This is a genomic window from Algibacter miyuki, assembly GCF_030409805.1.
In the GTDB taxonomy this organism is placed as follows: Bacteria; Bacteroidota; Bacteroidia; order Flavobacteriales; family Flavobacteriaceae; genus Algibacter; species Algibacter miyuki.
Genome location: NZ_JAUFQP010000001.1, coordinates 218,496 through 233,132, shown reverse-complemented (window position 1 = coordinate 233,132; position 14,637 = coordinate 218,496). Strand labels below are relative to the sequence as shown.

Genomic DNA, 14,637 nt, shown 5'->3' with positions numbered 1-14,637 from the left:
CTAAAGCTTATTTGATGCCGAAATACGAATAGTTTTGCTTGGCTCAAAACCAATACGATGTGCAAAACATTCCAATTTTACATCAGGAGCAATTGAAAATGGAGTTTGGTATATGTCCCATGACTGTGTTGTATTATCTCCTTCATTTATTATTCTATATCCAATGGAGGCTCCAACGGTTTCACATGTTATTTTTACTTTTCCATTTTCATTAGAAATAATGGGGACGGATGTTTTTGGTTGTGTTTTATTTTCATTCCATAGCTTATTAATCAGCTCTACTTCTGGCAAATAAGGATTGTCACCAATCGTTTTTAACCACCTGTCCATTTCGTTACTTAATTCGCTAAGTTTATTTTGATAATTAGGGTTATCCGCCAAATTGTTTAACTCAAAAGGATCTGTTTCACAATCAAACAGTTCTTCTTTGGGTTTTCTTTCCCTGAACCACTGTTTTTGAATATCATTAAGTTTACCCTCTGTTTTCAACCTCAATAATTCTTGCATGGTTGGAATTCGCTCTCTATATGTTATTGGCAAATAATACCCTTGTTCTGGCCTATAATTTCTAATATATTTAAAACGTTGGTCTCTCACAGCTCTTATCACATCTGTTTCTGCATCAAAACGATCGGCAGCTGCATGTATATATTCTCGTTTTTCTGTATTATAAGCATTTAAAAAGGGTTGTCCTTGCATGTATGGTTTTGGTTTCTCTCCTATAAGCGCCAATAACGTTGGGGCAAAATCTACAAAACTTATCAATTGATCATCTTTTGTTCCTGCACGCTTCTTTTTCGGAAAACGAATAATCATGGGAGTGTTTAATCCCGAATCATAAATAAGTCGCTTTTCTCTAGGTAATGGGCCACCGTGGTCCCCATAAAAAAAGATAATGGTGTTTTCCAATAAGCCATCATCCTCCAATTGTTTTAATACCGCACCTACTTGGCTATCCATTTCGGCAATATTGTTGTAAACCTTCCACATATCTCGTTTCACAACATCTGTATCTGGTAAATACGGAGGGATATTAAATTCTGTATCCAACGGAAGGTGCTTTGGTGTTTCCGCCTCTGCCATTCTATTTTTCGCATGAGAAGCATTCTTGTTTTTCCAATTGTAATTTCTATCTCCTGCGTGATATAGACGGGTTTCAATTTCTCTAAATCCGTATGGCTCGAACAACCCCGACTCATGTGTTTCTGTAAAATTAAAAACGGCAAAAAACGGTTGATTATCTGCTCTGTTTCTCCAATGGGCATAAACACTGCTTTCATCCCATGCCGTGGCTGGGGCATTAAATTGATAATCTGTTTTATAATTATTAGTACAATAATAGCCTTCCATACGTAACCATTCACTAATTATTTTTACATCAGAAGGCGGTACGGCCTCGTAGGCAGGAAGCCCTCTTTCTTTTGTGTAGCTATTGGTTCGCATATGGTTTGCCCCTATACTTGACGGATACATTCCCGTAGCTATTGCCGCCCGACTTGGAGCACAAACCCCAGAAGTTGAATACAAATTGGGATAAATCACACCTTCATTTGCTAATCGACTTAAATGTGGTGTTACTACTGTTGAATCTCCAAAAGGCGGAATATACGCCCCCATATCTTCAGTAACTAACCATAAGATATTGGGGCGTTTCTGTTGGTCTAAAATAGTTGATGGTTTATCCTTTTTATTTTTATTCTGGCAACTTATAGAAAGTATTACAATAAATAAAAACATTAAATTCTTAAAAAACTTTAATCTAGGAAAATTCATCTATTTTATTATTACGATTAATTTTATACTTATCAGTTTTCTGTTATAATATTATACTTTAGGTATCCCCAAATTATTTTCAGGCTACCAAGTATATTATGAATACCAACGAATATTTAGTTTATTTTAATTTCAGAACTTCGCTTCCTGCCATTAAAAATGCTCCGGTACCAAAATTTTGCCAGCTATCTGCAGACGCAGGCTCAGGAGAAGCTCCAATATTTTGAACCCAACCTACTCTACCATCGCTGTGTTGACATTTCTTTAATGCTTGCCATGCTTTTTTTACAGCTGGTTGGTATTTCGCCTTATCCAATATTTCATTATTTACACCCCATGCTAAAGCAAATGTATAGAAGCCACTACCGCTTACTTCGCCGTGGTCATAAGCTTCAGGACATAATAAACTAGTACGCCATAAACCATCTTCTGGTTGCAGTTCCAAAATTCTTGACGCCATTACTTTAAAAAGATTTTCATAAAATGGTCGGTGTTTGTATTCCTTAGGCATGTCGTCTAAAAGTAGTGCTAAACCTCCTAATACCCAGCCATTTCCTCTAGACCAAAATATTTTCTTTCCGTTTGGTTCTTTCTCATCTTTATTATTGCCCTTCCAAACATAACGCATATCTCTTGCAAATAAGCGCTCTTCCTTATCGAATAATTGATTGTAGGTTTCCATATAAAATTTATGCATCTCATCTAAATACTTAGGCTGATTAGTATGCTTTGCATATAAATTTAATACGGGCGGCGCCATAAATAAAGCATCACACCACCACCATAAAATAGTTTTACCACTAGTGGTTTTATCTTTACCCGATTTCCAAATATTATCTTCAAATAAATGTGCATCTAAGAATTTCTGAGTAGGTTCTAAGTTTACAAAACCTGGTCGCTTATCGTTCATTCCAACATAGAGATAGCTGTACGATATAGCCACATCATCGGCGTGGTATAATCTATTATACGTTTGCCAATCGTTATTATACGCTTGATTTTTTAAAGCAGCCATATACATCATATCCTTGGTGGTTTTATGTGCTCGAGCCACTCCGGTATAATAGGCCCCTGCCGTCCAATCTGTAGGAGCGATAGCAAAAATAGGGTGTGCTTCTTGCCACTCTAAGGCTTTAATCATTGATGCTTCAATCTCAGAATTATCTAACGCCATTTGTGCAACTGCCTTGTGAGGCACTGCACAACCAATTAACGTATATACTGCCAGTAACTTTAATACCAATTTTTTCATTTTTATTTTTTTAGTTTAAATGTTGTTTCTAAATAATTTTCTGATGATGAACCTACTTTTACAGTATAACTTCCTGCCTCTAATATTTTTTCCATGTTAAGTCCAGTAAATTTCAACATTTTAGGTGTAATTTTAAAACTTACGGTTTGGCTTTCTCCTGGATTGAGTTGAATTTTATCAAACCCCTTCAACTCTTTATCGGGTCTAGTTACCGAGCCTATTTCATCTTTTATATACATTTGAACCACTTCTTTAGCCTTGATAGCCCCTGTATTTGTAACTTTTATACTAACTTCAATTACAGAATCAGGAGTGATTTCTGAATTAGAAATATTAATATTCGAATACTCAAAATTAACATAACTTAAACCATAACCAAAGGGATATATGGGACCATCTTCCATAAATAAGTACCCTTTTTTATAATTGATTTCTTTCATACTATAATGAAAAGGTAATTGACCAATAGATCGGGGAACCGTAACAGGTAATTTACCAGAAGGTGACACCACTCCAAAAATGATTTTAGCTGTTGATTGATCTCCAAACTCACTTAAATCCCAGGTGTCTAAAATAGCATCAGCTTGCTCCGAAATGGTATTAATAGAGAGTGTTCTACGGTGTTTTAAAACCACAATTACAGGTTTTCCTATAGCTTTTATTTTTTCTATAAGTTCATCTTGAGCACCAACGGGAGCAATAGTTGCTCGATCTCCAATAGCGTTTGTAAAAAAAGCTTCTTTTGAAGTAAACTCATCACCTCCTAAAAATAAGATAGTTAAATCTGAATTTTTAGCTATTTCAACCATCTTAGCTATGGCTTTTGGATCTTTATCTAATAACTTAGGATTCCCTCCTTTTTCATCCGTTAAATGAAATCCTTTTTCTGATACAAATTGAATATTCTTACCAACAACAGATTTAAACATTTCTGTTGTATTCTCTTTAACCAAAGGCCCTAAAAGCGCTATTTTAGTTTTTTTATTTTTATTTAACGGAAGCGTATTATTTTCGTTTTTAAGTAAAATAATAGATTCTAAATCGGACTCCTTTGCTAATTCTAACGATGATTGTGCACGCACTCCTTTTTCAACTTCTGCAATATCGATATATGGGTTATCAAACAATCCTAATATAAATTTAGTTCTTAAAACACGTCTTACCGATCTATCTATTAATTTTTCAATTTCAGGATTTTTCTTTACCATTTCAGGAAGTAAAGCATAAGCATCTTCCGCATACAAATCTATATCTACACCAGCTTCTAATCCCATTTGTGCGGCTGCTTCAGGTGTTTCAGCAACTTTCATAAAATAATGTAAACGTCCAATATCATTAGCATCAGAGACAACGTAACCCTTAAACCCCCAATCATCGCGAAGTGTCCCCGTTAATAATTGAGGATTTCCATGACTCGCAATACCATTTAGATCGCCGTGTGATGCCATAATACCTAAAGATTTAGCATCTTTAACTGCGGCTTCAAAAGGTGGATATATTTCATCTATTAATGTTCTATCCGATATTTCAATGGCAGCAAAATTAGTACCACCTAACACCTGTCCATATCCTGCAAAATGCTTAGCCACAGCACCAATATGTGTACCTTTACCTAAACCTTCATAATCCCCTTGAACCCCTTTTATGGCATTAGTAACCATTTGGGTTGTTAAATAAGTATCTTCTCCAAAGGCCTCACTCATCCGTCCAAAACGCGGATCTCTAACCAAATCGGCTTCAGGAGAATGGCACATATGCATCCCACGTAAACGAGCTTCTTTTCCTACCACATCCCAAATACGATTCACCAATTCCGGATTAAATGACGCCGCTGATGCAATGGGACGACCAAATTTTGTACACCCTTCGGCATCCACACCATTATAAGATTCGGTAACAAATAACGCTGGAATTCCCCAACGGTTATGCTCTATAATGTATTTTTGAAGTTCATTATTAAATTTTGCAGCAGCAAGAGCATCCATATGTTCTGCTGGATTTTTTATTCCTGCTATACCTAATTTAAGTTTTTTTACTACTCTATCAGATAATTTCAAGCTTCCCTTTTCATCTGCTTCTACCCCAATGTTTGCATGAAATATACGCATTTGAGATACTTTTTCTTCTAAAGAAAGGTTGGGCAATAAAGCCTCTACACGTTCTTCTACAGATAAACGAGCATCTTTATAATCTTTTGATTGTGCTTCACTTTTTTGACAAGAAAAAAGTATAGTACCCGTTGTTATTAAAAATGTAAATAGTAATTTCTTCATTTTAGCTTAAATCGTTTATTTTTCTATTAAAAATTATAATTCATTTAATTCCACAAAACACATCCATGATTTGGGTTACAACGGCAGCCTCGCATACAGAACACGGATTAAGACTATTACTTAAAAAATAGTGCACGGTTTTATCAATCATAGGTTGTTGCACATGTTCGGGTGTGTCATATTTATAAATTTCGGTCTTTCCACAAACCGATAGGCTTATCGTATCGTTATAAAAAGAAAATACTATACGCCCTTTTTCTCCATGAATAATACAGCTATCCATATCTTCGGACGCGTTGAAATTCCAGAGGCCAGTGAACTTTACCCCATTTTTAAATATCATCTCGCCAGCTACATTTTGCTTCGAATATTGCGCTACGTCCTGGAATCCCTTTTTAATGATTTCAACCTCTCCAAAATAATGACACATTAAGTCGATTTGATGAGGAGCAATATCATGAAAATATCCACCTCCAGAAATTTCTTGGTTCAATCTCCAATTGTCTTCAGTCTTAGCTATTAAGCTCGTATTATCTTTTTGTTTAATTACTATTTTTACTGAAGCCACTTTGCCGATACTATTACTATCCAATAATGTTTTCACCTTTTTAAAAACAGGCAATTCGCGACGGTAATGCGCCACAGTAACTTTGGCTTTATTTTTTTTTACAGCACTTAAAAGCACTTCTGCTTCATGTGTATTAAGGACCATTGGTTTTTCTAAATACACATGTTTTCCTGCTTTAATAGCTTGAAGTGCATATTTTAAATGGGATGAAGGCGGTGTAGCCACGTAAACCGCATTTACCTCTTTATTTTCTATCAATTCAGTTGCATTCGTAGTCCAATAAGCAACACCATGACGTTTAGCAAAATCAATAACTTTGGCTTCTTGTCGTCTCATAACACCTATTAAACAGGAGTTTTTAACCTTCTGAAAAGCAGGTCCGCTTTTAACTTCGGTTACATCTCCACAACCAATAATTCCCCAATTAATTTTTTTATTTTCCATGAAATTGAAAGACTATTCTATTGCTATTTTATCACAATAAAACTGTTGTAATCGCTCATTTTATTTAATTTCTACACGCTTCACTTCAATTAAAACGAATTGATTTTTAATTGAATGGTATGCTTACCAGGAGATAATTGAACAGCATCAAAAGCAGAAGCCACCTTCTCTCCATTATGGATTAAATCTTTTCCCTCTATATCACCTAAAGAAAACTCAGCTACCATATTACCCGGTATTTCAATTTCGTAAGATTGCAATCGGGAACTAATATGGGTGTACTTAGCTTTTATAGCACCACGAACCGTTGGTACTGTAATTTCACTTGTTTTTAGCGTACTCATTTGCGGTTTTATTGTAGCTATTCCAAATCCTGGAGTTTTAGGTTTGATACCCCACAACCCTCTTGGAATAACATTTGCAGGCACTGCACCCCAAGCATGATTCCAATCTAAATTATTTTTATACTTATTGTCCCAGGCTTCTAAAGTAATTGTAGATCCAATACGAATCATGTTGTACCAACTCCTTTCGGCAGTACTGGCCAATAAATCGAGCGCATAATCCTCTTCGCCTGCGTTATATAAGCCATCCATTAAAAATTGTGCACCATATACACTGCAAGCCATACCCCGAGACTTTACAAAATTAACAACCGATTCATAATATTCTTCGGGTACCAAGCCAAATGCCAAAGGCATCATATTAGCATGTAAAGATGCGTGGTCTGTACCTATCCCATCAACATAAATACCACGTTCTTTATCAAACATTTGCTCGTTAACTGCCTTTTTAGCTTTTGAAGCCCTTAATTCGAAATCGAGAACTTCATGAGTTTTACCAAGTATTTTTGCAAATTCTGACATGATTTTCATATTCTCGTAGAAGAACGAATTTATTACCGTACTGTAAGGTTTAAATACAAATCCATCGAGTTCTCCTTTTGTTTTGCTTCCGTTAAAATTAGCGGGTGGCCAATCTACAATATCTGTAAGTGGCTTTTTGTACCCCTCTTCAAAACCGAGTTTACGCATAAACTCTGCGTCTACCTTTGTAGAGGTAATTAAACCGTCATCATTTGACAATTCATAAAGCGATTTATGCTTTAACGACTCGTAGTAGCGTTCTATTAATTCGGTATTACCCGTATACATATAATCTGCATAAATCAACAAAGCGACATGTTGTTGCCACTCGGTTGGCCATGTTGGGTGTTTCATAAAATATTCTATGGTTCTTCTTGCCATAGCATATTCTCTGTCGGTTGTGTAATGACTTAACTGATTAAGATAAGCATCTGCTTCGTACGGAATACGCTCTCTATCTCCATCAACATATAGTCCGTTAAACGTAGTTGCTTTTATAGAATACTTACTTAGATCCCATACTTGATTTAAAATATCATTGTTACTATTAAAACTACTAGCTTTTTCATCCCAATACGTATGAAACGCTAATTGGTCAACATCATTTGCTTCTATTTCGGATTGAGCCCCTTCAATTTCCACATACCTAAATGGCACCAATGGAGGAAACCCATCAGGCAAGGGAATGGCTTTGTTGGCTCTTGTGTTTCTTTCGTCTGTTTGAACAGGAATTCTATAGTTGGTTTGACCTGGTTTTACATTAATTTTCAACTCTTGATAACGAATATTACTTTTTGCAGGAGGTGTACGGTTAACGTTGCCCTGGTTATCTATCATTTCTCCGACTCTAACAGTTAAGGTATGTGGTGTTTTTGCTACATATTTAAAATCCATTGTTGCAAAAGCAGCTTTACCAAAGTCTATAAAATAAAAAGCCCCTCTCTTTTCAAATGTTGCTGGTTTAATTTTATCGATAACGAACTTGTTTTCGGTAGAAATAATATAACTATCACTTTCACCTATAGTAAATTTCTGAGCTTTTGAATAATCAACTAAACGGTTTTCCTCATCCCAAATTCGAACTTTCCAATAATAAGTTTCTCCTACTTTTAATGGTTTTCCTTGGTATTCTACATTAGTAGATTTTGTTGAACGTACTTGACCGCTATCCCAAACATCACCATTATTATCATTAACAGTGGCTTCCTTAGATGCTACTAATATTTGATAAGCAGATTGAAATTTGGAACCTAATGGTACCGCCCATCCAAGTTCTGGATTTAAATCGAAAACTTTAACTTCGGTTTCCGGCTCTCTTATTAGCTCGACTGTTAAATCGGTTGGAGCTGCTCTAAATTCATTGCTATTCTTTTTAATTAACTCCTCTAGTTTTTCGCGAAGCTTATGGGCTACTTTTTGGTATTTTTTCTTTCCTATTAAATTATTTATCTCTTGTGGGTCTTTCTTGAGGTTATAAAGTTCCTCTATAGTTTTGTCATTCACATAACGAAAGTATTTCCACTCTTCAGTACGAACACCTTCACTTGGAGGAATTTTGTCAAAATCCCATATATGCTCTATAAGAATGGTATCTCTTTCAATTGTATTTCTTTCTTGTTTTACAATAGGCATTAAACTTTTACCTTGCCAAGATTTAGGGGCTTCTACCCCTGCTATATCTGCAATAGTATAGGGTACATCAATATTCAATACCATATCGTTAATATCTTGATGTTTGTTTACACGAGGATCGAAAACTATTAATGGCACCCGAATAGAGTTATCGTACATTAACCATTTACCTGCTAATTGACGCTCTCCTAAAAAGTAACCATTGTCTCCCATTACGATGATTACCGTATTTTTATCTAAACCTTTTTCTTTTAGTTTTTCTCTAATTTTCTTGATTTCCAAATCTATTCCAGAAATCATTCTGTAATATCCTTTTAGACTGTGCTGATACTTTTCGGGAGAATCGTAACGCCATGTCCAACGTAACCTATTAAAACCATCTCTAACAGCTTTAGGCTGGGCTTCAAAATATTTATTATCAGCAAGTTCAGGACCAGGAATTGTAGTGTCTTGTAAAAGCTTATCGGTAGTATTTTGCCAGAAATATTGATCTATAGCACCATCATGGGCATGTGGTGCGCTAAAACTTAACGACAAACAAAATGGCTTATTATTAGTTGCATTCTTATCAATAAACTCCAATGCCCGATGGCCCGTGTAACGCGTTAAATGAACTGTATCTTTATCGATTGTTTTATAATAGTAGCCTCTTTTATCTTTATACTTGTTATTTCGGTCATAAGATTCATATTCATCAAATTGCTTATCTAAATCATTATATCGAACACCATATTTACCATAAAAACCAGTATAATACCCATTATTTTTAAGAAGTGTAGGATACGAGCTTTCCATATATTCTCCTCGAATATTCCCTGTTTGAAAATTAAAGTTATGTGATCGTTCGTGCAATCCTGTTAATATGCTAGCTCTACTTGCTGCACAAATAGGTGTTGTAACAATGGCTGTTTTAAAATATGTTCCAGATTTTGCCAAATTATCCATTTCTGGAGTTTCCACATATTTATTACCCGCATAACCAATCGCATCGAAACGCTGATCATCTGTAAGGATAAATATAATGTTTGGCTTTTCTTGGTTATTTTTTTGCTGCGCATTAGTGAGATTTAAACCACAAACAACACTAAACAGACCTAATAAAAAACGACTTTTATACATAGTAATAGCTACAAAAATTATTGATTTAATTTAAAATAATATTCTCTTTATAAATTCAAAAAATTAAAATTAATCTATTAATATTTATTGATTGTCCTGTTCTGTCCTGACTTAATTATCATTAAGAGATTTATATAATGTCCAACATCAATATTAAAAACATAATTATAACTCCTTATATTTTTATTCTTATTTTTCAGTATTGATAGTAGGGTCATGGAGATCAATATATCCAGACCCCTTAGGGAAATCTTATTCTACAGCAACGGTAAACGGATTAAGTGAACCATATAAATTATAGTTCGCCTATTAAATAAATAAGCATCAAAGAACAAAATACCACAATCAAAATTATGGCTAATTCCAAGACATTGATTTTCTTATTTTTCATTAGTTTAATTAGTTAGTTATAAACCTATATTAAAAAGCAAACTCTTTATTATTTGCTAATCACGTCAAAACTAAACAACTAGAGGGGTAAATAAATACTCAAAAAGAGTAAACTAATTCTTTTACAATATATTGCGAGGTAATCTTAACTTGTTTCCGGAAATAATTTCATTTTAATAATCTCCAAAGGTTTTTATATACTCTGTTGGTGTTTTACCAAATTTTTTTCTAAAACATTTACTGAAGTATTTAGGGTTTTTAAATCCTAAATTATAGCTAATTTGAGAGATATTTAACTCTCCTTGCTCCAAATACTGTGCTCCTCTTTTTAAACGTATATGCTGAATAAAATCTTTAGGTGAAAATCCAGTCCATGCCTTAATTTTTTTAAACAAGACCGTTCTGCTCACCCCTAGTTCTTCACAAAAAAATGAGATATCAAATTGCTCATTACTAATATTTAATTCCACTATGGATAATGCTTTATTATACAGTTTTTCATCTAATGAAGACAATACAACGTCATCGGGTTGCAGTATTTCATTAGAATTTATTTTTTCCTTTAAACGGGAGATTGTACTCAAAATATTTTTAATTCTTAGCTTCAACTCTTTCACATTAAAAGGTTTGCTTAAATAATCGTCTGCTCCACTTTCCAACCCATCCATTTTAAAAATCAACGAAGACCTTGATGTTAACAAAATCACAGGAATATGACTTGTTCTAATATCTTCCTTAATTAGAGAACATAACTCAGTACCCGTCATTTCTGGCATTACTACATCACTTACTACGAGATCTACTGGCTCACCTATAGCTAGCTTATAGGCTACTTTTCCATTTTCCGCTTCTAAAACATTATATTCGGAAATAAGAATATCTACAATAAATTTTCTAAGTTGCTTATTATCTTCTACAATAAGTATCGTACTTTTTTCCTGAATATGTTGAAGCTCAAAAACATCTTTTTCAAGCACTACTTCCTGACCTTCTAATTGATTAACATATTGCTCCAAATCATCAGAGAATTTAAAATCTTGAATAATTTCAGTTTCATCCAAATATTCTTTTCCTAATGGTAGTTTGAATGAAAAAACGGTTCCCTTACCATCTTTGTTACCAGAAACACTAATTTTGCCTTTGTGCAAGTCTACTATATTCTTTACTATTGATAAACCTATACCTGTTCCTTTATTATAGTCATTATCCGGTTTATTATTTATAGACAATTCAAAAAAACGTTCAAAAATTTTATCTCTATATTCTTCAGCAATCCCAACACCCGAATCCTCTACCTTAATACAAATTTCATCAGGATATTCAATAACTTTTAATGTAATTTTCCCTCCCTTTGGTGTATATCTAAATGCGTTTGAAATTAAGTTATAAAACACACGCTCTAGCTTATAGCGATCATAATAGACCTGAATATTATCGGAAGTAGTTTCTAAAGTATAATCGTAATTTCCATTTTTAGCATATTCTGAAAAAGACAAATATATTTCTTTTAAAAACTTCACTATATTTCCTTCCGCCGCTTCCAGTTTCATTAAATTATTTTCGAGCTTTCTGAAATCCATCAAGCGGTTTATGAGTTGTAGTAAGTGATTAGCACTACTCTCTATAACTTTCAATTTTTTATACATTGTGCTGCTCCCCCTATAATTATCAAGTATTTCATTTAGGGGGCCAAGGATTAAGGTAAGTGGTGTTCTTAGCTCATGAGATATATTAGTAAAAAATTCTAATTTATGCTTATTAACTGTTTTAATTTGTTCTGCTTCTATTTTTTCTAAAGCTAATTGATGCTTTAATTTTGTTTTTGACTTTAATATGTTCATTAAATAATACAAAACATAAAATATAAATACTCCATAAAATAAAAAAGCCCACCAAGATCTCCAAGGTGCAGGATTTACATGAATATTTAACCTCGTAGGAACTTTATTTGAAAAGCCATCATTATTAACCCCTTTTATTTCAAAAGTATAATTTCCAGGGTTTTGAATGGTATAGGACGCTGTGTTTTCTGTGGTTTCTGTCCATTCATCCTCAAGTCCTTTTAAACGGTATAAGTAACTATTCTTACTTGAATTTATAAAGCTGGGTATAGAAAAGGAGATACTAAAATTCCCTTGGTCGTAGGCAAGTTTTAGGTCATCTGTAAATGTTATAGTTTCAGTAAGTAATCCCTCTTTACTATTTACATTTATAGATTTATTTTTTAATTTAAAATGGGTTATTAATACTTGCGGTACATATTTATTTCTAATTAAATTGTTGGAATTAAAATAAGACACACCGGATGGTCCTCCAAACATAAAACCTGAATCTCCGATATGTAAACTAGCCTTATTATTAAACTGATTGCTAATAACTCCGTCTTTTTGAGTATAATATTTAGCTATACTATTATTAACAGTGTTAAAGCAAACTATACCTTGATTGGTGGTACTAAGCCACAGCTTTCCTTTTTTATCTTCTTCAATACTTCTAATTCCTATAATTGAAATATCACTAATTTTTAGATTTACCGGAGTAAACTTATTACCCACAAGTTTAAAAAGTCCGTCAAACTCTGTCCCTACCCACATAGTCCCTTTATAGTCTTCAAAAACGACCGTAGTACTAAGTCCCAAATTAGTGCTTTCATCATAAAAAAAGTGTTTTATTTCTCCATTTGGTTTAATAATATTACCTCCTTTAAAACCACTTATCCAAATATTATTTTTAGAATCTACATATAGACATTTAATATTATTACTTGTTAAGCCTTTATTAATTAACTCATAGTTTTTTTTAATAGGATTATACTTTATCAAGCCATTTCCCAAAGTACCTATTAAAATATTTTTATCAAGATCTTGACATATATTACTTACACCTACATTTTGAGTAGATTCTAATAACTTTTTAGGCAAAATATCATTCTTGACTTCTCGATCATTAATATTGTACAATAAAAAGCCTTTTTCAAATGTCCCTATCCATAAATTATTGTTTTCTGACAAGAACAACGATTTAATATTATCACTTTTTAAGGCATTACAATTATTGGTTTTAATATATTCAAAGAACTGATTTTTAGTATCTAAAATAGACACCCCGCCCCCTTCTGTTCCAAAATACACCTTGTCGTTATGATTAACAATAGAGCTTACCGCCTTAAAACTTAAACCTTTATCTGCAGGTTTTTGAGTGATATTAATAAAATTTATATTGGAATCATCCCATATATTAATACCTCCATGATAGGTTCCAACCCAAATCGAGCCTTTTTTATCTTTAAACAAACTTTTTATAAAGTTCCCACTAATAGATTCATTATCATTAATATCACTATAAAGCGTTAATATTTTTTTATTCTTATCTATAATCTGTACACCATCATAAGTGCCAGCCCATAAATTTCCCAAATCATCAAATAGCAGTTTTCTAACGTTCTTATCCTGCCCCTTTAAGCTCAACTGGTCTAAATAAGTAGTAATTTTACCATTATCTAAATTATACTCCAATACATTTTGATTACGTGTCCCTAAAAGCAAGTTTCCATATTGACTCTCTTCAATATCCTGAACAACCACTCCTTCTGTTCCTTTTATTCTAATAAAACTGTAATCTTTATTACTTTCTGCTATAACTTTTAATACTCCATTGTCTGTTCCTATGTAGGTTTCTCCTGCTTTATTTTCGAAAATAGAAAGTACCTGCCCCACTGAAGTATAATTCTTAAAGGAATCTTTAAACTCATTATATATAGATAGCCCTGACGGTGTACCTACCCATATTTCTTGGTTTAATAACTTTTTAATAGTCCAAACAATATTGTTTCCAAGGGATGTTTTCTGATCATCATTGACATAAGTTTTAAATACATCCGTCCTAGTGTCATATTTATTTAATCCCGAAAAAGTACCGATCCATATTGTACTATCTCTACCATTTTCAATGCAAATAATATCGTTATTACTTATTGATCTAGGATCATTTTTATCATGCCGATAAACCGTAAACTCACTACCATCAAATTTGTTTAAACCATCTCGAGTACCTATCCAAATTTGCCCTAAATCATCTTGATTAATATCTATAATTGTATTTTGAGATAAACCATCGGTTGCCACCAAATGCTTGAATTTATAGGTGTCGTTTTGTGAAAAACCTAAAGCTATATAACTAAAAATAAAGAAAAACATGAAATGCCCACGCATATATAAAAAGTACGGTTTAATTAATGACATTTTAAAGCCAGAGTAAAGTTAATTAAACTTTTTTACTTGTGAGACTAAAGTATTAATATCTATTGGTATTAAATAAGAT

At 33.3% G+C, this 14,637-nt stretch carries 6 protein-coding genes; all 6 read right to left on the bottom strand.

Annotated elements, in window-relative coordinates:
* The gene (locus QWY92_RS00690; RefSeq protein WP_290267827.1) at positions 1-1,737 is read right to left on the bottom strand and encodes a sulfatase family protein; all 1,737 of its coding nucleotides are present in this window, start codon (positions 1,735-1,737) and stop codon (positions 1-3) included.
* A 157-nt stretch (positions 1,738-1,894) separates the two neighbouring features.
* A complete protein-coding gene (locus QWY92_RS00685) occupies positions 1,895-3,025 on the bottom strand; it encodes a glycoside hydrolase family 88/105 protein (protein ID WP_290267825.1) in 1,131 nt (376 codons plus the stop codon).
* A gap of 2 nt (positions 3,026-3,027) precedes the next feature.
* Positions 3,028-5,298 carry a glycoside hydrolase family 3 N-terminal domain-containing protein gene (locus QWY92_RS00680; RefSeq protein ID WP_290267824.1) on the bottom strand — a complete coding sequence of 757 codons (2,271 nt, stop codon included), beginning with the start codon at positions 5,296-5,298 and terminating at the stop codon, positions 3,028-3,030.
* A gap of 40 nt (positions 5,299-5,338) precedes the next feature.
* Complete coding sequence (locus tag QWY92_RS00675; RefSeq protein WP_290267823.1) at positions 5,339-6,310, bottom strand: Gfo/Idh/MocA family protein; 972 nt, start codon at positions 6,308-6,310, stop codon at positions 5,339-5,341.
* An 89-nt stretch (positions 6,311-6,399) separates the two neighbouring features.
* Positions 6,400-9,927: a sulfatase-like hydrolase/transferase gene (locus QWY92_RS00670; protein ID WP_290267822.1), complete on the bottom strand. Its 3,528-nt coding sequence runs from the start codon at positions 9,925-9,927 to the stop codon at positions 6,400-6,402.
* Positions 9,928-10,490: 563 nt separating this feature from the next.
* The gene (locus tag QWY92_RS00665) at positions 10,491-14,528 is read right to left on the bottom strand and encodes a two-component regulator propeller domain-containing protein (protein WP_290267821.1); all 4,038 of its coding nucleotides are present in this window, start codon (positions 14,526-14,528) and stop codon (positions 10,491-10,493) included.
* Between the last annotated feature and the right edge of the window lie 109 nt (positions 14,529-14,637).

What these genes read in the sequence shown, in the direction of transcription:
- QWY92_RS00690 (WP_290267827.1), bottom strand. Translation starts at nt 1,737, where the DNA reads ATGTTTTTATTTATTGTAATACTTTCTATAAGTTGCCAGAATAAAAAT.
- QWY92_RS00685 (WP_290267825.1), bottom strand. Translation starts at nt 3,025, where the DNA reads ATGAAAAAATTGGTATTAAAGTTACTGGCAGTATATACGTTAATTGGT.
- QWY92_RS00680 (WP_290267824.1), bottom strand. Translation starts at nt 5,298, where the DNA reads ATGAAGAAATTACTATTTACATTTTTAATAACAACGGGTACTATACTT.
- QWY92_RS00675 (WP_290267823.1), bottom strand. Translation starts at nt 6,310, where the DNA reads ATGGAAAATAAAAAAATTAATTGGGGAATTATTGGTTGTGGAGATGTA.
- QWY92_RS00670 (WP_290267822.1), bottom strand. Translation starts at nt 9,927, where the DNA reads ATGTATAAAAGTCGTTTTTTATTAGGTCTGTTTAGTGTTGTTTGTGGT.
- QWY92_RS00665 (WP_290267821.1), bottom strand. Translation starts at nt 14,528, where the DNA reads ATGCGTGGGCATTTCATGTTTTTCTTTATTTTTAGTTATATAGCTTTA.